Source organism: Variovorax atrisoli (genome assembly GCF_014195185.1).
Taxonomy (GTDB): Bacteria; Pseudomonadota; Gammaproteobacteria; order Burkholderiales; family Burkholderiaceae_C; genus Variovorax; species Variovorax atrisoli.
Map to the genome: position 1 here is coordinate 454370 of NZ_JACIBG010000005.1, position 22018 is coordinate 476387.

Genomic DNA, 22018 nt, shown 5'->3' on the forward strand with positions numbered 1-22018 from the left:
GGCTCTGCGGCTACAGCGCGTGCGCGAACTCGGCGATGGCGTCCGCCGCCTTCGGGATCAGCTCCGGCTGCCCCGCGAGGTAGTGGTTGCCGCCGACGATGTCGACGTTGCGGATGCGCGGCCCGCCCGCCGCCATCCAGGCATCTCGCGTGCTCGGGAAGGTCGACTGGTCGCCCGTGTAGGTCAGCAGCAGTTTCGGCACCGTGGTGCGCGCGAGGTTGGTCGGACCGTCGGCCTGCGAGCGCGACGACCACTGCGAGAGAAAGGCCGTGAGCGACGTGGTGCGTCCCATCGCGTTGGCCGAGTAGTTCACCTGCCGCGCGTCGCCCCAGACGCTGCCGGGCAGGCGGTCGTTGGGATCGAGCGAGAGGTCGACGCAGCGCGGATCGGCATGCGTGCGGTAGACGATGAAGGTCTGGTCGCGCGGTGCGCCGGGTGTGCCGCGCAGCAGCGCGAGGCGGTCGAGGCACCACTGCTCGATGCGATCGAGCCGTGCCTTCTGCGCGGCGCCGAAGCGCGCGAGGAAGTCGCGCTCGTAGGGCACGCGGTGGCGCGCGTCGTACATGTCGAGCTCGGGGTCGACCGAGAGCGGGTCGTGCTCGTCGGTGACAGAGGGGTCGATCCAGTCGCGCATCAGCCGGGTGCGGCCCAGGTGCGCGGCGCACAGGGCGATGCCGTCCACGGGCGGCAGGTCGTCGGGGTGCAGGTGCGTGGGGTCGCCGTCGGGCAGGTGCGTGGCGGTGAGCTTCTCGGCCTGCGCCTGGTAGAAGGCCGAGAGCGCGGCGCCGCCGGAGTTGCCGACGAGGAACACCTTCTCGTAGCCGGCGGCGCGCAGGTACTGCACGCCCGCGCCCAGGTCCTGGATGGCGCGCTCCATCAGCAGCACGGTGTCGTTGCCCACGAAGCGCGAGTTCAGGCCCATGCAGCAGATGCCGCGCTCGGCCAGCGGGCCGATCAGGTAGTGGCCCATGAAGTTGCTCGTGGGGTGCATCACGATGGCGGCGATCTTCTTCGGGCCCTGCGGCGCGCGGTAGGCGCCGTAGATGCGCGGGCGCAGCAGCTGCAGGCCCGACTGGCTCTCCATGGCCGCGCCGGGCTTCACGTCGATGACGGCGAGTTGCAGCTCAGGCATTCGACGCATCCTTCGCAGCGGCGGCGCGCAGGCCGGCCTTGCGCTCGGTCCAGGCGTCGAGTTCGGCGCGCGCGCGCAGCGCATGCGCGTCCATCTCGGCCTGCGGCACGGTCGGCGTGGTCAGCTCCACGCGGATGCCGTTGGGGTCGAAGAAGTAGATCGATTCGATGATGTGGTGGTCGGTCACGCCCAGCACCTCGACGCCCGCGCCTTCGAGCCGTGCCTTGGCGGCCAGCAGGGCGGCCACCGAATCGACGCGCAGCGCGATGTGGTTCACCCACGAAGGCGTGTTGGGCGAGGGCAGCGCCGCGACGTCGTCGCCGAGGTCGAAGAAGGCGATGAACGAGCCGTCGCGCATGCGAAAGAAGATGTGCACGTACGGGCAGTACTCGCCGGTGCTGGGCACGTGATCGCTCTTGATGACGTGGGCCAGCGGCAGGCCGAGCAGGTCTTCGTAGAAGCGGCGGGTTTCCTCGCTGTCGCGGCAGCGCCAGGCGAAGTGGTGCAGCCCGTGGATGGGCGGTGGGGGTGCCGTGGTGGCAGTCGTCGGCATGGCTCGTGTCTCCGGTGAGCCGGTATTGGGCGATGCCGCGTCTTATGATGCAATCGAAATTAATTCATCGATTGATGAAATAACCGTATATATGAACCTCACCCTGCGCCAGCTGCGCGCCTTCGCCGCTGTGGCCGACACCGGCAGCTTCACCGCCGCGGCGCAGCAGCTGCATCTCACGCAGTCGGCGCTCAGCGTGCTGGTGCGCGAACTGGAGCGCGAGATGGGCGTGCAGCTGCTCGACCGAAACACGCGCCGCGTGCAGCTGTCGGAGGCAGGGCGCGAGTTCCTGCCCTCGGTGCACCGGCTGCTGGGCGACCTGGCCGGCGCGGTGGCCGGCGTCACCGATTTGCGTGACAAGAAGAAAGGCTTGCTACGGCTTGCCGCGCCGCAGCTCATGGCCTGCACCCTGATGCCGCGCGTGATCGCGCTCTACCGCGAGCAGTACCCCGACGTCGACGTGCGCCTGGCCGATACGCTGCCCGAGCATCTGCTGGCGGGCGTGACGGCCGGCGACGTGGAGCTGGCCGTGGGTCAGGACGTGGCGGTCGACGACGCCATCGAGCGCCGCACGCTGCTGCGCGACCGGCACTGGCTGATCTGCCCGCCGGGCCATGCCTTCGCCAATCGTCGCAAGGTGCGCTGGCACGAGCTCGGCCCCTACACCTTCATCGCGCCCACGCGCGACTTCCGCCAGCGCGTGCTGCCCGAGCTCGCACCCGCCGAGCGCGAGTACATGCTGCGCCCCGCCACGCAGGAGGTGTCGTACATGACCACCGCGCTGGGCATGGTCGCCTCGGGGCTGGGGCTGACCGTGTGCCCCACGTACTCCGCGCCGCTGGTGCGCGCGCACGGGCTGCAGATGGTGCGGCTGGAGTCGCCCGACTTCCATCGCGAGGTGTGCGTCTACAGCGCGGCGCGGCGCTCGCTGTCGCCGGCGGCGGCGAGCTTCGTCGAGGTGCTCGAAGGCTTCGCGCGGGAGCAGCAGCAAAAGGACTGACCGCCGCATCCGGTGGGGGAAAAGCATCGACGCGCGGCAACAGGCGCGTAGAGGCGGCGATGGGGCCAAAACTACAATGCAGCCGATCCCCGTCTCCCAATCTTCTCCAGGTTTCTCCAATGAACGTCATTCGATTCACCGACCTCTGCGCGCAGGGCAAGGCCGCCGGCCAGCGCGTCTTCATCCGTGCCGACCTCAACGTGCCGCAGGACGACGCCGGCAACATCACCGAAGACACGCGCATCCGCGCCTCCGTGCCCTGCATCAAGCTGGCGCTGGACGCAGGTGCCGCCGTGATGGTCACTTCGCACCTGGGCCGCCCGACGGAGGGCGAGTTCAAGCCCGAGGACTCGCTGGCGCCCGTCGCCAAGCGCCTGGGCGAACTGCTCGGCCGCGAAGTGCCGCTGGTCTCCAACTGGGTCGACGGCGTCGACGTGAAGCCCGGCCAGGTGGTGCTGCTCGAGAACTGCCGCGTCAACAAGGGCGAGAAGAAGAACGACGAAGGCCTGGCCCGCAAGCTGGCCGCGCTCACCGACATCTACGTGAACGACGCCTTCGGCACCGCGCACCGCGCCGAGGCCACCACCTACGGCATTGCGCAGTTCGCCAAGGTGGCCGCGGCCGGCCCGCTGCTGGCGGCGGAGATCGACGCCATCACCAAGGCGCTGGCGCAGCCGAAGCGGCCGCTGGTGGCCATCGTGGCGGGTTCCAAGGTGAGCACCAAGCTGACCATTCTGAAGAGCCTGTCGGCCAACGTCGACCAGCTCATCGTGGGCGGCGGCATCGCCAACACCTTCATGCTGGCCGCGGGCCTGAAGATCGGCAGGTCGCTGGCCGAGCCCGACCTGGTCGACGAAGCCAAGGCGGTGATCGACGCCATGCGCGCGCGTGGCGCCGACGTACCGATCCCGGTGGACGTGGTCACGGCCAAGACCTTCGCGGCCGACGCGGCCGCCACCGTCAAGGACGCGAGCGACGTGGCCGACGACGACCTGATCCTCGACATCGGCCCCAGGACGGCCGCCCAGCTCGCCGCGCAGCTGCGCGAGGCCGGCACCATCGTCTGGAACGGCCCCGTGGGCGTGTTCGAATTCGACGCCTTCGCGGGCGGCACCAAGGCCATCGCGCAGGCCATCGCCGAGAGCAGCGCGTTCTCGATCGCAGGCGGCGGCGACACGCTGGCGGCCATCGCCAAGTACGGCATCGAGAAGCAGGTCGGCTACATCTCGACCGGTGGCGGCGCCTTCCTGGAAGTGCTGGAAGGCAAGACCCTGCCGGCCTTCGAGATCCTGTCGAAGCGGGCTGCCGGCTGAACGAGCGGGTGGGGCCGCCCGGGCCTCGGCCCGCGGCCCATCGAGGAAAAACCCATGGGTGACTTCCGTCCGACACACAAACTGTATACAGTAGCGAATACAAAACGGAGACTACCCTCATGAGCACGGACCGCATTCCCCGCCACGCCACCAAGATCGTCGCCACCCTCGGTCCGGCATCCAGTTCGCCCGACCTGCTGGAGAAGATGATCCAGGCCAAGGTCAGCGTGGTGCGGCTGAACTTCAGCCACGGCACGGCGCAGGACCACATCGACCGTGCCTCCATGGTTCGCGAAGCCGCCCGCAAGGCCGGCCGCGAGGTGGCCATCATGGCCGACCTGCAGGGCCCGAAGATCCGCGTGGGGAAGTTCGCGCAGGGCAAGGTCTGGCTCGAGCCGGGAGCCAAGTTCGTGCTCGATGCCTCGCGCACCGAACTGGGCGACGTCGATGCCGTCGGCCTCGACTACAAGGACCTGCCGCGCGACGTGAAGCCCGGCGACAGGCTGCTGCTGAACGACGGTCTCATCGTGCTGACCGTCGACGCCGTCAAGGGCGAGGCGGTGCACACGACCGTCAAGCTCGGCGGCGAGCTCTCGAACAACAAGGGCATCAACAAGCAGGGCGGCGGCCTCACCGCGCCCGCGCTGACGGCCAAGGACATGGAGGACATCAAGACCGCGATGAGCTTCCAGGCCGACTACGTGGCCGTGAGCTTCCCCAAGAACGCCACCGACATGGAAATGGCCCGCCAGCTGTGCAACGTGGCTGCCGCCGAGTACGGCCACAAGCCCGGCATGATCGCCAAGATCGAGCGCGCCGAGGCCATTCCGAAGCTCGAAGAGATCCTGCGTGCCAGCGACGGCATCATGGTCGCGCGCGGCGACCTCGCGGTCGAGGTGGGCAACGCGGCGGTGCCCGCTCTGCAGAAGAAGATGATCCGCATGGCCCGCGAGATGGACAAGGTGGTGATCACCGCGACCCAGATGATGGAGTCGATGATCACCAACCCCGTGCCCACCCGCGCCGAGGTCAGCGACGTGGCCAACGCCGTGCTCGACGGCACCGACGCCGTCATGCTCTCCGCCGAGACCGCCTCGGGCCGCTATCCGCTAGAGACCGTGCAGGAGATGAGCCGCATCTGCGAAGCCGCCGAGGCCGCCGAAGACAAGCAGCTCGACGCCGACTTCAGCGGCCAGAGCTACAGCCGCATCGACCAGTCGATCGCCATGGGTGCGCTCTTCACCGCCCACCACCTGGGCGCCAAGGCCATCGTGGCGCTCACCGAGTCGGGCTCCACCCCGCTGTGGATGAGCCGCCACCGCGCGCACATCCCCATGTACGCGCTGACCTCGCGGCTGTCGACGCAGCGCAAGATGGCGCTCTACCGCAACGTGCGCCCGCTGCTCATGGACTCGGAAAGCGATCGCGACACCGCGCTGCTGCAGGCCGAGAACCACCTGAAGAAGCGCGGCATCGTGCAAAGCGGCGACGTCTACGCCATCACCTGCGGCGAGCCGATGGGTGCCCCGGGCGGCACCAACATGCTGAAAATCTGCAGAGCGAGTTGAGCAAACCCCCAGGCTTCGCGCACTTCGTGTCGCTGCGCCAACCCCCTTGCAGGGGGCAACACCTGCGGCCCGGCAGAGCCGGTTCCGCGGTGTTCCTGGAACTTATCCGTTCCTGAAAAGGAAGCTGTAGGCGTTCAGGGCGGGCACGCCGCCCAGGTGCGCGTACAGCACTTTCGAGCCCGCCGGGAATTCGCCCAGGCGCACCTTCTCGATCATCCCGTGCATCGACTTGCCCTCGTACACCGGGTCGGTCAGCATGGCCTCGAAGCGCGCGCTCAGGCGGATGGCTTCAAGCGTGCCCTCGTTGGGCAGGCCGTACTCGGGGCCGCCGAAGCGGCGGTCGAGCACGATGTCCTTCTCGGTGATGTCGCGGCCCAGCTCCACCAGCTCGGCCGTGTTCTTCGCGATGCGCAGGATCTGGTCGAAGGTCTGCTGCGGCTTGGCCGAAGCGTCGATGCCGATCACGCGGTCGGCGCGGCCGTCGGCGGCGAAGCCCACCACCATGCCGGCCTGCGTGCTGCCCGTGACCGAGCAGACCACGATGTAGTCGAACTTGAAGCCCAGTTCGGCCTCCTGCTGGCGCACTTCCTCGGCGAAGCCGACGAAGCCCAGGCCGCCGCGCGGATGCTCCGAGCAGCCCGCGGGAATCGGGAACGGCTTGCCGCCGGCCTGGCGGACGCTCTCCATGGCGTCTTCCCAGCTCTTGCGGATGCCGATGTCGAAGCCCGCTGCGTCCAGGCGCACGTCGGCGCCCATGATGCGTGACATCTCGATGTTGCCGACCCGGTCGTACACCGCGTCGGAGTAGTTGACCCAGTTCTCCTGCACCAGCACGCACTTCATTCCGAGGTGCGCCGCCACCGCAGCCACCTGCCGCGTCTGGTTCGACTGGATGCCGCCGATGGACACCAGCGTGTCGTAGCCACCTTCGAGCGCCTCGGGAATCAGGTATTCGAGCTTGCGCGTCTTGTTGCCGCCGAAGGCCAGGCCGCTGTTGCAGTCCTCGCGCTTGGCATAGAGGTCGACCTTGCCGCCCAGGTGGGCGCTCAGGCGCTTGAGCGGCTGGATGGGCGTGGGGCCGAAGGTCAGCGGGTAGCGGGGAAACTTCTCGAGGTTCATGGCGGCAGTTCCAGGAAATGGAGGAAAGAAGGAGGGGTGTCGAAGCCTCCATCGTAGGAACAATGCCGCACAACGTGCTTGCGAAGTTTGTTGGATCTGTCAGAGAAAAAGAGGCAATATCGGGGAAGTGAATGCTTTCATTCCGACGAAAACTAGATGAGCACAACAAAATTGCGTGACACCCCGGAGCTCGACCGCACCGACCGCGCCATCCTGCGCACCATGCAGCGCGACGCCTCGCTGTCGAACGTGGCGCTGGCCGCCAAGGTCAACCTGAGCCCGGCCGCCTGCCTGCGCCGCGTGGAGCGGCTCAAGGCGGCGGGCCTCATCAAGGGCATCGTCGCGCTGCTCGACCCCGACGCGCTCGACGCCAGCATGCTGGTGATGATCGGCGTGGTGCTCGACCGCTCCACGCCCGATTCCTTCTCCGACTTCGAGAAGGCCGCCCAGAAGGTCTCGGGCTGCCTCGAATGCCACGTGGTCTCGGGCGAGTTCGACTACTTCATGCTCGTGCGCACCCGCGACAACGACAGCTTCAACCGCCTGCACGCGGAGCAGCTGCTGTACCTGCCGGGGGTGCGCCAGATCCGCACCTTCGTCGTGCTCAAGCAGGTGCTTTCGACCACGCAGCTGCCTGTCTGACACAACCGGCGAAACCGCCGTCCGGCTGTCTGCGTACAGCACGGATGATTCTTCCCTCCCCCGCGTCATTCCTCCGGCGCCGCGGCGCCTTCGTCCTCACCCTCGCCTCCGCATTGCTTTCGGCCTGTTCGCCGGTCAAGGTGCTCAACGGCCTGGTGCCCACCGACACCTACCGGTTCGAAGGCGGCATCGCCTACGGGCCGGCGCCGCACCAGCTGCTCGACGAATACCGGCCGCTGCCGTCCAACGCGCCGGCGCCGGGCGCGCGGCCGCTGGTCGTGTTCTTCTACGGCGGCACCTGGACGACCGGCGACCGCGCCAGCTACAGGTTCATGGGCGAGGCCCTGGCCGCTCAGGGCGCCGTGGTGCTCGTGCCCGACTACGGGCTGTCGCCGGCCTTCACCTATCCCGCCTTCGTGCGCGACAGCGCACTGGCCGTCAAGTGGGCGCTGGACAACGCGGCGCGCCTGGGCGCCGACCCGAAGCAGGTGTACGTGATGGGCCACAGCTCCGGTGCCTACAACGCCGCGATGGTGGCGCTCGATGCGCGCTGGCTCGGCGAACTGGGCGCCAGCCCGAAGCAGCTCGCGGGCTGGATCGGCCTGGCGGGACCCTACGACTTCCTGCCCATCGGCGACCCGCAGGTGAAGACCGCGTTCAACTGGCCGGACACGCCGCGCGACTCGCAGCCCCTGGCGCACGCCGGCCCCGCCTCGCCGCGCACCCTGCTAATGGCGGCCTCCAGGGACAACCTCGTCTACCCCGACCGCAACACCCTGCGCATGGCCGCGGCGCTGCGGGAAGCGGGCGTGCCGGTCCAGGTCAGGCTGTTCGACAACCTGAGCCATGCGACGCTGGTGGGCGCCTTCGCCACGCCGGCGCGATGGCTGGGCGGGCCGGTGCTGCCGCCGGTCGTGGATTTCCTCGGACTGGCGTCGGTCCTGTCCCACAAGGGTGCTCGGTAGAATTGCGGCAGTCTTTCCCGCCTTTTCGTCTTCTACTTTTTTCCCTTTTTTCCAATTCCCGCGAGGTATTTCCCATGGCACTCGTCTCGATGCGCGAACTGCTCGACCATGCCGCAGCCAATGGCTACGGCATTCCGGCCTTCAACGTCAACAACCTCGAACAGGTCCAGGCCGTCATGGAGGCCGCCAAGGAGACCGGCGCCCCCGTCATCCTGCAGGCCAGCGCAGGCGCCCGCAAATACGCCGGCGAAGCCTTCATCAAGCACCTGATCCAGGCCGCCATCGAGCAGTACCCGAACATCCCGCTGGTCATGCACCAGGACCACGGCCAGAGCCCGGCCATCTGCCAGGGCGCCATCGACCTCGGCTTCTCCTCCGTCATGATGGACGGCTCCCTGCATGAAGACGGCAAGACGCCCGCCTCCTTCGACTACAACGTCGACGTGACCCGCAAGGTCGTGCAGCTGGCGCACAAGGTCGGCGTGACCGTCGAGGGCGAGCTGGGCTGCCTGGGCTCGCTCGAGACCGGCATGGCCGGCGAGGAAGACGGCATCGGCGCCGAAGGCGTGCTCGACCATTCCGCGCTTCTGACCGACCCCGAGGAAGCCGCCCAGTTCGTCAAGGCCACGCAGCTCGACGCGCTGGCCATCGCCATCGGCACCAGCCACGGCGCCTACAAGTTCACCCGCAAGCCCACCGGCGACATCCTGTCGATCCAGCGCGTGAAGGAAATCCACGCCCGCCTGCCCAACACCCACCTGGTGATGCACGGCTCGTCGTCGGTGCCGCAGGACCTGCTGGAGATCATCCGCAAGTACGGCGGCAACATGAAGGAAACCTACGGCGTGCCCGTCGAGGAAATCCAGGAAGCCATCAAGTACGGCGTGCGCAAGATCAACATCGACACCGACATCCGCCTGGCCATGACCGGCGCGGTGCGCAAGTTCATGGCCGAGAACCCCGAGAAGTTCGACGCCCGCGAATGGCTCAAGCCCGCGCGCGAAGCCGCCAAGCAGATCTGCAAGCAGCGCTACATCGAGTTCGGCTGCGAAGGCCAGGGCGCCAAGATCAAGGGCGACAGCCTGCAGGTGGTCGCCGCCAAGTACGCCAAGGGCGAACTGGCCCAAGAAGTGATCTGATCACATCCCCTTGAGCCGACGGCCACCGTTCGCGGTGGCTTTTTTCTGCGCGCACAATCCGAACTCCGCTATCCCGTTTCACCGCACCAGCCCCATGACCACCGTCCACACCTCCTCCATCCAGAGCCTGCCCCTGCTTGCGCGCGGCAAGGTGCGCGACAACTACGCCGTCGGCGAAGACCGCATCCTGATGGTCGCGAGCGACCGGCTCAGCGCCTTCGACGTGATCATGGGCGAGCCCATTCCTGGCAAGGGCGAGATCCTCACGAAGATGGCCCTTTGGTGGTTCGACCGCCTCGGCCAGATCTGCCCCAACCACCTGACCGGCGAGGCGCCCGAGAGCGTGGTCACCGAGGCCGAGGTGCCCCAGGTCACCGGCCGCTCGATGCTGGTCAAGCGCCTGAAGCCGATCCCGGTCGAGGCCGTGGTGCGCGGCTACCTGGCCGGCAGCGGCTGGAAGGAGTACCAGGAATCGCGCGCGGTCTGCGGCGTGCCGCTGCCCGAGGGCCTGACCAACGCGAGCAAGCTGCCGCGCCCCATCTTCACGCCCGCCGCCAAGGCCGCAGTGGGCGAGCACGACGAGAACATCAGCTACGACCGCGTGGTCGAGATCGTCGGCCCCAAGCTGGCCCAGCAGATCCGCGACACCAGCATCGCCATCTACGAGACCGCCGCGCAGATCGCCCTGGCCAAGGGAATGATCATCGCCGACACGAAGTTCGAGTTCGGCCTCGACGAGAACGGCACCCTGGTGCTGATGGACGAGGTGCTCACCCCCGACAGCTCGCGCTACTGGCCGGTCGAGGGCTACCAGGCCGCGCTGGCGTCCGGCGCCAATCCGCCGAGCTACGACAAGCAGTTCGTGCGCGACTGGCTCGAGGGAACGAAGATCAACGGCAAGCCCTGGGACAAGACGCCCCCGGCGCCGCGCCTGCCCGCCGAGGTCATCGAGAAGACCGCGGCCAAGTACCGCGAGGCGCTGGAGCGGCTGACGGGCTGAGGCTGAAGCAAGGGCTGCCCCCAGCCGGGTAGTCCATCCCGGGCGCCTTGTCGCCACGGGAAAAGGGGATGTCCAAACGTCCCCGCCTCGCCATCATGTGCGCCAAGAACATGAGGGGCGGGAAATGGAAACCAGCAAAGGCGTTCATGGTTGGCAGCGCTGCGTGGCGGCGGCGCTCGTTCTGGCCGTTGCGGGCTGCAGCAGCATCGATCCGTACCAGCGCAGCAAGCGCGCCGACGTACCGATCAACCAGCTCGGGTATGAGGAAGTCACTCTTGCCAACGCCAGGCCCCTTGCCGGCAACCTGCAAGGCGCGCTGGGCGCGCTGAAAGACCAGCGCCGCGAATGGTTCGATTCCCTGTCGGCGCAGGCGCGCGTTCGCACCATGACGCAGCTCGGCCTGCTGGGCGTGACGGCCGCGGCGCTGTATGGGGGGCTGAAATCCGGTGTCACCAGCGATCGCGAAAAGACCCGGCTCGCCATGGCCGGCGCGGTCGGCTTTACGGCCTATTCGGCCAGCAACTGGTTCGTCAATCCCAATCAGGAGAAGGCTTACGTCGAAGGCGTTCTCGGACTGACCTGCGCGATGCTGACTATCGAACCATTGCGGCTGGAGGTCGAGAGCTTCGACAGGATGTGGGCCGAGAAATACCGCCTGACGCAGGCCATCAACAGGCTCGATGCGGAGTTGCTCCGGGCTCAGGCTGTCTTGCGCTATGCCCGTGACAGCGAACTGCCGCAGGCGCATGTGCGTCGCGAGGCGGCCTCGGCCTTGTGGCGCGCGCGCAAGACCCTGGCATCCAGCGAGCAGCTGTATTCCCAGCTTGGGAACAGCGGAGTCATCCTGATGCGGGAGGGTGATCTGGTCTTTGCCCGCGTGGCGGCGCATATCAACGCGGCCAACAAGACGATATCCAGCCCTGATGAGTTGGTCGCACAAGCCACGGGGATCATCGGCAAGTTCCGGGCGGTCAAGATTGACACTGCAAACGAGAGCACCCAGGGAGACTCCGAAGGCGCGGGCAGGCCAGCAGTTGATACCGCTGCCGGGAAGAAGCCGGATGGCGATGCGGGCTTTGCCGGCAAAGACGAAGAGATGCTCGAGCAAGAGCCGGCGGCTACGTCCACAGCCACTGCGAAGAAGGCGCAGTTGCTGGCGCAGTTGGCCGCGATTCAGAAAAAGGAGTCCGAGGACGCCTCTGCGCAAGCCCAGAAGAATCTGAAGGTGTCTCAGGCAGCACTCAAGCGCGCCAAAGCTGCTGAAGCGGTCGCCGCCACCGCCGCGAACAGAAAGGTGATCGATGCTTGCAAGGCAGCAGGCCGCCGCGACTGCGGGCCTCTGGAGGCCGATGCCATCGCTGTTTCTCTCGCCGCCGGCACAGCAGAGATTTACGCTGCAAGGCGCCCCTTGAGCAATCGCCTTCTGACTTTCAACGATGCGCGCAAGGCAGCGGCCCGAAATCCGGGCTGTGCCGGCGGCAGCAGTGCCATGAGCGTTTCACCGGCCGAGGACGCAAAGGTCAAACCCGGTCAGCGGTATCTCATCACCGTGAACGGTGTCGCCAAGCCGCCTCTGGCGTCGGTCAAGGGGCCGGCAACCCTGGAAATTCTTGTCTCCGGTCCCAACCAGTACACCGTGCGCGTCATGGTGAAGGCCGACGCAAAGGGTACGGTGGACGTCAGCATCTCCGACCAGGGGCTCACTACCGAGGAGATCCAGCTGACGGTCGACACGCCAGCCGCCAAGTAGCCGGCGCCCTCAGCGCCCCCCGCCGCTGTTCAGCAGCGCCACCGTCCGCCCGCTCGCATCCAGCAGCGCCAGCCGGGTCGGTCCGGCCAGCCGGTAGCTGGTGGTGCTCTGCAGGGCGGAAATGAACTGCGCCTCGTTGGCACCGCGTGTCGGGTCGGTGCAGGCCATGCGGGTGGAGGCAAGCTGGCCGATCTTCAGGGCGACCCCGGTGCGTGTGAAGGTGCCGGAGATGCGGTTGCAGCCGCCCGAGCCGCTCACGCGTCCGCTGCTGCGGTCGAATTGCACCTGGGCGCCGCTGCCCGGCTGCACCGGTTCATCGCCCAGCTGCACCAGCTGCCAGGCCGGGCCTTCGATCGGCTCGTCGAGGCTGATGCCGCTGCCGCAACCGGCCAGCGTGGCCAGCAGCGCCGTGGCGGCAAGGGCGGGGAGGAGCGCGGTGCGGCGGGCGAAGGAGCGCATGGCCAGTGTTCCTTTTTCGAACTGCAACAAGTTGAATCGGGCGTGATCGTATGCGACGGCGCCTGGCCCGCCAATGCCGCTCGCCAGCCCTGCGGCCATGAAAAAAGCGGCCCGGGGGCCGCTTTCCTGGAAGGTCTGGAGGGAAATCAGCTCAGCACGATGCTGCTGAGCCGGCGGCGGTAGCTGGCCACCACCGGATCGTCCGGCGGGATCTGCCCGTCGGCGACCTTCACCTTCGGCGGCTCGATGATCTCCAGGATGGCGATGTAGGTCTTGCGGGCGAGGTCCTCGCTCCAGGTCTTGTCGCGCATCAGGATGTCGAGCAGCTCGTCCATGGCGTCGGTCCAGCGCTGGGCGGCCATGAGGAGGCGGGCGCGGCCGAAGCGGGCGTCGAAGTCGCGCTTGTTGGCAGCGATCTTCGCGTCGAAATCGGCGATCGAGGGGGCGGCGCCGGCCGGCGGCGCTGCGAAATCAATAGCATCCATCCAGCGCTGCAGCGCGTCGAAGCGGCGCACCAGCGAGGTCTTGGCGATGACCGGGGCAAAGGCGACCTTGGCGTCGTCGACGCGGCCTTCCTGCAGCAGCAGCTTCACGTAGTCGAAGCGGGCGTCGTCGTTGGCCGGGTCGGTGGCCACCGCGTGCTGCAGCTTCTCGAGCGCGCCTTCGGTGTCGCCACCGGCCAGCGCCTCCTGGGCAGCGGCTTCCTGCGAGGCGGCCTCGGCCTCGTCGGCGCCGGGCACGTGCTTGTCGAGGAACTCGCGGATCTTCTCGGCCGGGATGGCGCCGACGAAGCCGTCCACCGGCTGGCCGTCCTTGAACATCACGCAGAAGGGGATGCTGCGCACGCCGAACATCTCCGACAGCTGCGAGGAGATCTGCGGCACCTTGTCGGCGTCGAGCTTGGCCAGCGTGAAGCGCCCGCCGTACTCGACCTCGAGCTTTTCGAGCACCGGGCCGAGCTGCTTGCAGGGGCCGCACCATTCGGCCCAGATGTCCAGCAGCACCGGTGTGGCGACCGAGGCTTCGATCAGTTCGGCCTGGAAATTTTCGAGAGTGATGTCGATCATCGGAACCAGCTGGGGGTGAAACGTAAAATTGAAACCATGAACGAAACCATTCAGGTCGGTGTAGTGATGGGCTCGAACTCCGATTGGGAGACGATGCGCAACGCGGTCGAGATTCTCCAGCAATTCGGAATCGGGCACGAAGCCAGGGTGGTCTCGGCCCACCGGATGCCCGATACGCTCTTCGAATATGCCGAAAGCGCCGCCGGGCGCGGCCTTGCCGCGATCATCGCCGGCGCGGGCGGCGCGGCCCACCTGCCGGGCATGCTGGCCTCGAAAACCACGGTGCCGGTGCTCGGCGTGCCGGTGGCCAGCCGCCATCTGCAGGGCGTCGATTCGCTCTACAGCATCGTGCAGATGCCCAAGGGCGTGCCGGTCGCCACCTTCGCCATCGGCAATGCCGGCGCGGCCAACGCGGCGCTGTTCGCGGTGTCGATGCTGGCGGTGAACGACCCGGCGCTGCGCGCGAAGCTCGACGCCTTCCGCGCCGCGCAGACGGCGGCCGCCGAGGCCATGACCCTGCCCCCGCCGCCCGCCGGCGAGGCAGCGCCCGTATCTCCCTTCTCGCCGCAAGGCGGGGGTGCCCTGTGAGCGGCCGCAACGGCGACCTGCCGATCCTCCCGGGCGCCACGCTCGGCGTGCTCGGCGGCGGACAGCTGGGGCGGATGTTCGTCCACGCCGCCCAGCGCATGGGCTATTTCACCGCGGTGCTCGACCCCGACACCGACAGCCCCGCCGGCCGCGTGAGCCATCACCACATCCATACCGACTACGACGACGTCGACGGCCTTGCCCGCCTGGCCGGCCTGGCCGACGCGGTGACCACCGAGTTCGAGAACGTGCCCGCGCCCTCGCTGGAGCATCTCGCAGTGGCGCGCCCGGTGTCGCCCGCCGCGCCGGCCATCGCCATCGCGCAGGACCGCATCGCCGAGAAGGCGCACTTCACCCGCTGCGGCGTGCCCTGCGCGCCCTACGCCGTCATCGAAACGGCCGCGCAGCTCGCCGCCATCGACGACAACCTGCTGCCCGGCATCCTCAAGACCGCGCGCCTGGGCTACGACGGCAAGGGCCAGCAGCGCGTGAAGACGCGCGACGAGCTGGTCGAGGCCTGGCAGGCCGCGGGCTGCGTGCCCTGCGTGCTCGAGAAGATGCTGCCGCTCGAATTCGAGTGCTCGGTCATCCTCGCGCGCGGCCGCGACGGCCAGATCGTGCACTTCCCGCCGCAGCGCAACCTGCACCGAGACGGCATCCTGGCCGTGACCGAGGTGCACCCGCAGAACATGCCCAAGACGGTGGCGCAGGGCGCCATCAACTCGGCCAAGAGCATCGCCAACGGCCTCAACTACGTGGGCGTGCTGTGCGTCGAGTTCTTCGCGCTGGCCGACGGCTCGCTGGTCGTCAACGAGATGGCGCCGCGCCCGCACAACAGCGGCCACTACACCATGGAAGCCTGCGACGTGTCGCAGTTCGAGCTGCAGGTGCGCACGCTCGCCGGCCTGCCGCTGGCGGCGCCGCGCCAGCACAGCCCGGCGATCATGCTCAACCTGCTGGGCGACCTGTGGTTTCCCGCCGGTGCCGACGGCAAGTCCGACAGGGCGGTCTCGCCGCGCTGGAGCGAAGTGCTCGCGCTGCCCGGCGCCCACCTGCACCTCTACGGAAAGATCGAACCCCGCCGCGGCCGCAAGATGGGCCACCTCACGCTGACCGGCGCCACGCTCGAGGCGGTTCGCGCCACGGCCTCGCAGGCCGCGCTGCTGCTGGGCCTGCCGGCGGTGAGCACCGCCGACCTCGCATGATCCTCGACGGCCGCACCCCCGAAGCCATCGCCGAGGCGGCGCGCGTGCTGCGCGCGGGCGGGCTGGTGGCCTTCCCGACCGAGACGGTGTACGGCCTGGGCGCCGACGCCAGCAGCGACACCGCGGTGGCCGGCATCTTCGAGGCCAAGGGGCGGCCGTCGGACCATCCGCTGATCGTCCACGTGGCGGCCGGCACCAAGGGCACCGAATCGCTCTCGCGCTTCGCCCAGCCGCTGCCGGACTTCGCGCAGAAGCTGGTGCAGGCCTTCTGGCCCGGCCCGCTCACGCTGATCGTCACGCGCCAGCCCGGCGTGGGCGCGGCGGCGGCCGGCGGGCAGGACACCATCGGCCTGCGCTGCCCCTCGCACCCCGTGGCGCAGGCGCTCCTCGAAGCCTGCGCCGAGCAGGGCGTGCCCGGCCTCGCGGGGCCGAGCGCCAACCGCTTCGGCCGTGTCAGCCCGACCACCGCGCAGCACGTGCACGACGAGTTCGGCGACGAGCTGCTGGTGATCGACGGCGGCCCCTGCGACGTGGGCATCGAGTCGACCATCGTCGACTGCAGCCGCGGCGCGCCCGTGCTGCTGCGCCCCGGCCTCATCACCCGCGCGCAGATCGAGGCCGCCTGCGGCGAGAAGCTCGCCGATCGCGAAGTGCTCGAAACGCCCGACCCGCGCGCCTCGGGCACGCTGGAGGCGCACTACGCGCCCAACGCCAAGGTGCGGCTGATGGATGCCAAGTCGATCCAGACCGGCCTCGACGTGCTCGGCGCGAACGCCGCCCACATCGCCGTATGGTCGCGCACCGCGGTGCGCAGCCGCTCGCAGCGCGTGCTGCTGCGGCGCATGCCCGACGACGCGGCGGCCAGCGCGCAGCTGCTGTTCGCGGTGCTGCGAGAGTTCGACGCACAGGGCGTGAAGCTGATCTGGGTGGAGACGCCGCCCGATACGCACGAGTGGGAAGGCGTGAAAGACCGCTTGCAGCGCGCGTCAATGGCCTGACCCCCAGGCTTCGCGCACTTCGTGTCGCTACGCCCACCCCCTTGCAGGGGGCAACACCAGCGGCCCGGCAAAGCCGGTTCCGCGGTGTTCCTGGAATGGCTCTTCGTTCAGCCTCCGGCTGCGAGCACGCCCTGGAAGAAGCCACGGGCCGACGCCAGGCAGAAGGGCGGCGCCAGCGTGCCGTGGTACGCCAGCGTGACGGCCTGGGCCTTGTCCGATGCGCTGCCCGAGGTGTTCTGCGCGAGCAGCGCCTTGGCCTGCGCGAAGCCGGCGCGGGCAGTGGAGTAGGCGTCGATGGCTGCCGAATCCTCCAGGTCGACCACGGAGAGCAGGCTGGACGGCATGCCCTTGGCGCGGAAGTAGCCCGAGGTGGCGCGAGTGCTCGCGAAGTTCACCGTGGGGTCGTTGGCGCCGCCGCACATCAGCATCGGCCGGGTCGGCACCCAGTTGCGCAAGTCGTTGGCGACGGCGGCCTTGCGGAAGCCCGTGGAGGGCTTGCAGTCCAGCGGCGATGTGGTTCTCAGCGAAGCGGCCGTGGGCGGCAGCGCGTTGCCGGGGCAGGGGTTGCCCTGGATGTCGCCGGCAGCCTGCGTCAGGAAGCTCTGCTTGATGAGGTTGTTGGGCCCGTAGAAGATCGAAAGCTCCGGGCTCACCGGACCCGGCTTGGCGTCCGCCGGGAAAAGCGCGAGCTGAGGCAGCTTGCCGCTGGAGAACAGCGTGCCGGGCGATGCGCTCGGCAGCAGCGTGTCGATGCCGCTGGCGTACTGGGCCTCGTACACGTCGCTGGTCGAGCCGTAGACGTTGCCGAACTGCTGCTGCCAGCTGGTCGACAGCAGCGGCACGAACAGCGTGGCGCCCAGCGCCGGCCAGCCCAGGTAGGTGTAGTCGGTCAGCAGGCTGATGGCAGAGGGCGCCGACAGCGGCGCCGAGGCCGTCACCGGTTTCCCCGTGGCCTGCATCTCGCGATGCGCCGCCATCGCCACGTAGCCGCCCTGCGAATAGCCGGTGATGAAGAGCGAGCCGGCGTCGTTCGCGCCGATGCCGGAGAAGGTCTTGCGCGCCGCGGTGAGCGCGTCGACCATGTCCTTGCCCTGCTGGTCGCCGTCGAGGTACGGGTGGTAGGGCAGCGTCGACTTGTCGTAGCCCGCGTAGTTGGGCGCCACCACGATGTAGCCCTGCGCCGCGAACATGGCGGCGACCATCAGGCCCTCGCCGGCGGCGGCCTGGCTGCTGTCGGTCCATTTCGCGAGGTTGTAGGCCTTGGCGGCGGTGGTGCCGTGGGCATAGAGCACCACCGGGCGCTGGCCGCTGCAGGCGACGTCGGAGCCGGTGGGCACCATGATGGCGGCGGTGGCGTTGGTGGCCTCGTTCTTCGCGCCGATGGTGCGGTATTCGAGGTAGCGCAGGTCCACGCCGCACTTGGGCGTGCCCGCCACCTGAAGCAGCGCCTTGCCCTGGTCGCTGGCCTGCAGGCTGGCGGTGAACTGGGAGGCTGTCAGCGCGGCAGTCTTCTCGGGCGGGTCGTTGACCACCGAGCCGCGGCCGTTGTCCACGGCTGGCGGCGGAACGCCCACCCCGATGCCGATGCCTCCTCCACCCCCGCCGCCACCACCACAGGCTGCAAGCAGCAGCAATGTCGCGGCGCTTGCCACGGCCGTGAAGGCGGCGGTCTTGCGCATGGGGCTGGAGGGCAGGCGGTGCGGCTGGTTCAAGGCATGTCTCCTGCGCCGGCGGGGCGCTTGGCTTGTATGGAATCGAACGACCGTCCGATTCTGTGCAGCGGCATGTCCGCGCGCAAGCGGGCGTTTGCCCTCAGAAGATTTCAGTACTCGGCGCCATGGGCGGGGCCGCCATGGGCCCGCGCGCTCTGCCCTCAGTTGTCCTGCGAGGCCCAGTCGACCAGCGCGTCGAAGGCCGCGCGCGCGGCGCCGGCGTTCTCGCCGTTGGCGATGGCCACGAGCACGTAGCGGCGCCCGCTCGCGCCATCCACGTAGCCGGCCACGCCCGAGGCGTCGCGCAGCGTGCCGGTCTTCAGGTGCGCCGAGCCGCCGGAGCGCATCGTGCGCTTCTTCAGCGTGCCGTCCACGCCCATGGCGGGCAGCGAGGACATCAGCTCCGGCATCACCGGCGAGCGCCATGCCACCTGCAGCATCTTGCCGAGCGCGGCGGCGCTGATGCGCTCGTCGCGCGACAGGCCCGAGCCGTTCTCGAACACCGGCTGGGCCTCGCCCGTGCCGATGCGGTCGCGCCACCACTGGCCCAGCGCCGCCCGCGAGGCCTCGAAGGTGCCGCGGTTCTTCTGCGCCAGCCCGATGGTGAGGAACAGCTGCTGCGCCATCACGTTGTTGCTGTACTTGTTGATGTCGCGGATCACCTCGGCCAGCGGCGGCGACTCGAACTCGAAGGCCGGCTTCAGCCCCGCCGGCACGCGCCCCTCGCGCATCTGCCCGCCGACGCGCCCGCCCATCTCGGCCCACATGCCGCCGATGGCGCGCATGGCATAGGTGCGCGGGTCGCCGTAGGCCACGGCCCAGCTCTTCTCGCCGCAGCCGCCGGGAAAGCCGCCGTTGAAGCGGATGCGGTTCACGTCGGAGAAGTCGGCGCGCAGCGTGCCGCGCCAGTCGCCGCATTCGCCGGGCACCAGCGCCACGGTCTGCGGCATCGCCACGCTGGCCAGCGGGGGCTCGTAGCTCACGCGTGCGATCTGGCCCGCGCGGTCGGGCGCGAAAGTCATGTTGACCGACTTGAAGTTCACCAGCAGCGCGTCGGGCGAGGCGTTGTAGGGGCGCAGCGGCTCGCCGTCGAAGGCGGCGGGGTCGCCCTCCACCGTGGTCTCGAAGGCACTGCGGTCGAGGATGATGTCGCCGCTCACCGTGGTGATGCCCAGGCCCTGCACGTGGCGCAGCAGCAGCCACATGCGCTCCAGCACCAGCTTCGGATCGCCCTGGCCCTTGATGTAGAGGTTGCCGTTGAGCACGCCGTTGTTCACCGTGCCGTCGACGTAGACCGGCGTGGTCCAGCTGTAGGCCGCGCCGAGCATGTCGAGCGCGGCGTAGGTGGTCACCAGCTTCATGATCGACGCCGGGTTCACCTGCGCCTGCGTGCGCCAGGCCAGGCGCGGCTGGCGCGTGCCGTCGGCCTCGGCGACCAGCATGGTCACCGACTCGCGCGGCACCTTGGCGCGGGCGAGGGCGGCTTCGACCTGGGTGGGGAGGGCTTGCTGGGCGAATGCGCCGGCCGGGGCCAGCGTGGTGAAGATCAGGGCGCAGGCCGCGCGACGAAAGGCGAAGGGCATCCGCCCATTATCCCGGCGGGAAGACGTGCAGCCTGGCGTGATACAGCAGCATCACCGTCTTGGCGTCCGCGACGCGGCCGTCGGCCACCATGGCCAGCGCCTCGTCGATGCCGAGCTCGAGCACCTCGATGTCTTCGCCCTCCTCGGCCAGCCCGCCGCCTTCGCCGACGCGCATCGACGACTCGTAGGGCGCGATGAAGAAATGCAGCTTCTCGGTCACCGAGCCCGGGCTCATGAAGCACTCGAAGATCTTGCGCACCTCGCCCAGCCGGTAGCCGAGTTCCTCCTCGACCTCGGTGCGGATGCGCTCCTCGGGCGCCGCGTCGTCCAGCAGGCCGGCGGCGGCCTCGATCAGCAGGTCGTCGTGCCCGTTGACGAAGGCCGGATAGCGGAACTGGCGCGTGAGCAGCACGGTGCGCCGCTGGAGGTCGTAGGGCAGCAGGGTCGCGCCGTTGCCGCGGTCGTAGGTCTCGCGGTGCATGCGCTGCCACTGGCCGTCGTTGCGGCGCCAGTCGAGGGCGGTGGTGCGCAGCGTGTACCAGTTGTCGGAAAGCAGGGTGACTTCGTGCACCCGGACGCGGTCTTGGATGGTCATGGCGGCCAGTATGCGTGCGAATTCGTGCAATAACAAGAAAAATCGTGCAAAAGGCGGCGCAAGCCGATACCATCGCCGCATGCTCACCAGCCAGCGCAAGCAACACATCCTCTCGGTCCTGCGACGCGACGGCAACGTCGTCGCCAAGTCGCTCAGCGAAGAACTCGGCCTGTCGGAAGACACCATCCGCCGCGACCTGCGCGAGCTGGCGGCCGAGGGCCTGCTGCAGCGCGTGCACGGCGGCGCGCTGCCGCTGGCGGCGGCCGAGGCCGACTTCGCCGGCCGCCAGCAGCTCGCGCCCGACGAGAAGATCGCCATCGGCCGCGCCGCCGCGCGCCTGGTGAAGCCGGGGCAGGTGGTGTTCATCGACGGCGGCACCACCGCCGTGCAGCTTGCGCGCCACCTGCCGGCGAACCTGCAGGCCACGGTGGTCACGCACAGCCCGTCGGTGGCGGTGGAACTGGCCTCGCATGCGGGCATCGAGGTGGTACTGATCGGCGGGCGGCTCTTCCGGCATTCGATGGTGGCGGTGGGCTCGGCGGCGATGGCGGCCATCTCGCGCATCCATGCCGACACCTATTTCATGGGCGTCACCGGCGTGCACGCCGAGGCCGGGCTGACCACCGGCGACCTGGAAGAGGCCGAGATCAAGCGTGCGCTGATGGCCTCGGCGGCCGAGACGGTGGTGATGGCCTCGTCGGAGAAGATCGGCGCGGCGTCGGCCTGGGTGGTCAATCCGGTGGCGTCGGCCGGCACGCTGCTGGTTTCGCCGCAGGCGCCGGCCGCGGCGCTGGTGCCGCTGCGCCGGGCGGGGCTGGCGATCCTGCGCAGCGACGATGCCGATGGCGGCAAACCTGCCGATACCGCAGGCGGGGCTTCGGAATTGCCCGGCGCTCGATAATCGCAGGGATGTCTCCCGTCTCGCCCAAGCTGCTCGCCTTCGATACCAGCACCGAACACCTCTCCGTGGCCGTGCTGCATGGCGACAGGCTGCTGGCGCACGACGGCGCCGGCGGCGCGCAGGCCTCCAGCACGCTTCTTCCCGTGATCCGGCAGCTGCTGGGCGAAGCCGGCCTTGCGCTGGCCGAGCTCGACGCCATCGCCTTCGGCCGCGGCCCGGGCTCCTTCACCGGACTGCGCACCGCCTGCTCGGTGGCGCAGGGCCTGGCCTATGGCGCCAAGGTGCCGCTGCTGCCGGTCGACACCCTGCTCGCGGTGGCCGAGGAGGCGCGCCACGCCTTCTGTGCGCAGCAGGTGGTGGCAGCGCTGGACGCGCGCATGGAGCAGGTCTATGCCGCGCGCTACGACTTCGCGGCGCACGGCCCGCTTGGCCAGCCCGAAGGCGGCGAGGAGCCGCTGCTGCTGGCCCCCGAGGAACTCGAAGTGCCCGCCGGCTGGGCGCTCGCCGGCAATGCCTTCGCCGCCTACGGCGAACGCTTGGCCCCTGCCGCGGCCCGCCACGAGGCGCTGCCGATGGCCGCCGCCATGCTGCGGCTGGCGCCCGCGCTGCTCGCCGCCGGGCGCACCGTGCCGGCCGCGCAGGCCTGGCCGCTGTACGTTCGCGATAAAGTGGCGCAAACCACCGAAGAGCGCGCCGCCATCAAGGCTGCCGCCGCAGCACGCTAGTCAC

21 protein-coding genes are annotated in these 22018 nt (G+C 69.0%); 13 read left to right on the forward strand and 8 right to left on the reverse strand.

Features of this window, described 5'->3' with window-relative positions:
* Positions 1 to 10 precede the first annotated feature (10 nt).
* Positions 11 to 1132 carry an alpha/beta hydrolase family protein gene (locus FHY06_RS19915; protein ID WP_184606124.1) on the reverse strand — a complete coding sequence of 374 codons (1122 nt, stop codon included), beginning with the start codon at positions 1130 to 1132 and terminating at the stop codon, positions 11 to 13.
* Positions 1125 to 1685: a VOC family protein gene (locus FHY06_RS19920; protein ID WP_019653912.1), complete on the reverse strand. Its 561-nt coding sequence runs from the start codon at positions 1683 to 1685 to the stop codon at positions 1125 to 1127. The genes FHY06_RS19915 and FHY06_RS19920 overlap by 8 nt, the downstream gene beginning before the upstream one ends.
* A 91-nt stretch (positions 1686 to 1776) precedes the next feature.
* On the opposite strand from FHY06_RS19920, the gene FHY06_RS19925 reads away from it, so the two are divergent.
* The 3 genes from FHY06_RS19925 (at position 1777) to pyk (ending at position 5566) form a co-directional block, all read left to right on the forward strand.
* Entirely contained in the window at positions 1777 to 2685 is a 909-nt protein-coding gene (locus FHY06_RS19925; RefSeq protein ID WP_145759607.1) for a LysR family transcriptional regulator, read from the forward strand.
* Between the two features lie 119 nt (positions 2686 to 2804).
* Positions 2805 to 3998, forward strand: a complete 1194-nt coding sequence (locus FHY06_RS19930; RefSeq protein ID WP_184606125.1) for a phosphoglycerate kinase — start codon at positions 2805 to 2807, stop codon at positions 3996 to 3998.
* Between the two features lie 119 nt (positions 3999 to 4117).
* A complete protein-coding gene (pyk, locus tag FHY06_RS19935) occupies positions 4118 to 5566 on the forward strand; it encodes a pyruvate kinase (RefSeq protein WP_184606126.1) in 1449 nt (482 codons plus the stop codon).
* A gap of 102 nt (positions 5567 to 5668) precedes the next feature.
* Here pyk and FHY06_RS19940 read toward each other — a convergent pair whose 3' ends face one another.
* Entirely contained in the window at positions 5669 to 6685 is a 1017-nt protein-coding gene (locus FHY06_RS19940) for a 1-aminocyclopropane-1-carboxylate deaminase (RefSeq protein ID WP_019653916.1), read from the reverse strand.
* 156 nt (positions 6686 to 6841) lie between these two features.
* On the opposite strand from FHY06_RS19940, the gene FHY06_RS19945 reads away from it, so the two are divergent.
* From FHY06_RS19945 to FHY06_RS19965, 5 genes are all read left to right on the forward strand, one after another.
* Entirely contained in the window at positions 6842 to 7327 is a 486-nt protein-coding gene (locus FHY06_RS19945; RefSeq protein ID WP_126021137.1) for an Lrp/AsnC family transcriptional regulator, read from the forward strand.
* 44 nt (positions 7328 to 7371) lie between these two features.
* Positions 7372 to 8292, forward strand: coding sequence for an alpha/beta hydrolase (locus tag FHY06_RS19950; RefSeq protein WP_126183742.1), 921 nt, complete (start codon positions 7372 to 7374; stop codon positions 8290 to 8292).
* 74 nt (positions 8293 to 8366) lie between these two features.
* Positions 8367 to 9431, forward strand: coding sequence for a class II fructose-bisphosphate aldolase (fba, locus tag FHY06_RS19955; protein ID WP_019653919.1), 1065 nt, complete (start codon positions 8367 to 8369; stop codon positions 9429 to 9431).
* Between the two features lie 94 nt (positions 9432 to 9525).
* The gene (locus FHY06_RS19960) at positions 9526 to 10431 is read left to right on the forward strand and encodes a phosphoribosylaminoimidazolesuccinocarboxamide synthase (RefSeq protein ID WP_126183743.1); all 906 of its coding nucleotides are present in this window, start codon (positions 9526 to 9528) and stop codon (positions 10429 to 10431) included.
* Between the two features lie 124 nt (positions 10432 to 10555).
* Positions 10556 to 12181: a hypothetical protein gene (locus tag FHY06_RS19965; RefSeq protein ID WP_184606127.1), complete on the forward strand. Its 1626-nt coding sequence runs from the start codon at positions 10556 to 10558 to the stop codon at positions 12179 to 12181.
* Positions 12182 to 12190: 9 nt separating this feature from the next.
* On the opposite strand, the gene FHY06_RS19970 is transcribed toward FHY06_RS19965, so the two are convergent.
* Complete coding sequence (locus FHY06_RS19970; protein ID WP_132754291.1) at positions 12191 to 12640, reverse strand: META domain-containing protein; 450 nt, start codon at positions 12638 to 12640, stop codon at positions 12191 to 12193.
* Positions 12641 to 12786: 146 nt separating this feature from the next.
* Positions 12787 to 13707 (reverse strand): tetratricopeptide repeat protein, encoded by a 921-nt coding sequence (locus FHY06_RS19975; RefSeq protein WP_019653923.1) that lies wholly within the window; start codon positions 13705 to 13707, stop codon positions 12787 to 12789.
* 36 nt (positions 13708 to 13743) lie between these two features.
* Between FHY06_RS19975 and purE the strand changes: the two genes are divergently transcribed.
* Genes purE through FHY06_RS19990 form a run of 3 tightly spaced genes read left to right on the forward strand, consistent with a single transcriptional unit; the run spans position 13744 to position 16498 of the window.
* Positions 13744 to 14295, forward strand: a complete 552-nt coding sequence (gene purE / locus FHY06_RS19980) for a 5-(carboxyamino)imidazole ribonucleotide mutase (RefSeq protein WP_019653924.1) — start codon at positions 13744 to 13746, stop codon at positions 14293 to 14295.
* Positions 14292 to 15500, forward strand: a complete 1209-nt coding sequence (locus FHY06_RS19985) for a 5-(carboxyamino)imidazole ribonucleotide synthase (RefSeq protein WP_184606128.1) — start codon at positions 14292 to 14294, stop codon at positions 15498 to 15500. The genes purE and FHY06_RS19985 overlap by 4 nt, the downstream gene beginning before the upstream one ends.
* Positions 15497 to 16498, forward strand: a complete 1002-nt coding sequence (locus FHY06_RS19990) for an L-threonylcarbamoyladenylate synthase (RefSeq protein ID WP_184606129.1) — start codon at positions 15497 to 15499, stop codon at positions 16496 to 16498. Before FHY06_RS19985 ends, FHY06_RS19990 begins: the two co-directional genes overlap by 4 nt.
* A gap of 107 nt (positions 16499 to 16605) precedes the next feature.
* On the opposite strand, the gene FHY06_RS19995 is transcribed toward FHY06_RS19990, so the two are convergent.
* The 3 genes from FHY06_RS19995 to FHY06_RS20005 form a co-directional block, all read right to left on the reverse strand.
* Entirely contained in the window at positions 16606 to 18210 is a 1605-nt protein-coding gene (locus FHY06_RS19995; RefSeq protein ID WP_184606130.1) for an alpha/beta hydrolase family protein, read from the reverse strand.
* A 161-nt stretch (positions 18211 to 18371) separates the two neighbouring features.
* Positions 18372 to 19793: a D-alanyl-D-alanine carboxypeptidase/D-alanyl-D-alanine endopeptidase gene (dacB, locus tag FHY06_RS20000; protein WP_184606131.1), complete on the reverse strand. Its 1422-nt coding sequence runs from the start codon at positions 19791 to 19793 to the stop codon at positions 18372 to 18374.
* 7 nt (positions 19794 to 19800) lie between these two features.
* Positions 19801 to 20388, reverse strand: coding sequence for an NUDIX hydrolase (locus FHY06_RS20005; RefSeq protein WP_184606132.1), 588 nt, complete (start codon positions 20386 to 20388; stop codon positions 19801 to 19803).
* A 79-nt stretch (positions 20389 to 20467) separates the two neighbouring features.
* On the opposite strand from FHY06_RS20005, the gene FHY06_RS20010 reads away from it, so the two are divergent.
* Both FHY06_RS20010 and tsaB read left to right on the forward strand, forming a co-directional pair.
* A complete protein-coding gene (locus FHY06_RS20010) occupies positions 20468 to 21289 on the forward strand; it encodes a DeoR/GlpR family DNA-binding transcription regulator (RefSeq protein WP_132754285.1) in 822 nt (273 codons plus the stop codon).
* A gap of 8 nt (positions 21290 to 21297) precedes the next feature.
* The gene (gene tsaB / locus FHY06_RS20015; protein WP_184606133.1) at positions 21298 to 22014 is read left to right on the forward strand and encodes a tRNA (adenosine(37)-N6)-threonylcarbamoyltransferase complex dimerization subunit type 1 TsaB; all 717 of its coding nucleotides are present in this window, start codon (positions 21298 to 21300) and stop codon (positions 22012 to 22014) included.
* The last annotated feature ends 4 nt before the right edge of the window (positions 22015 to 22018 follow it).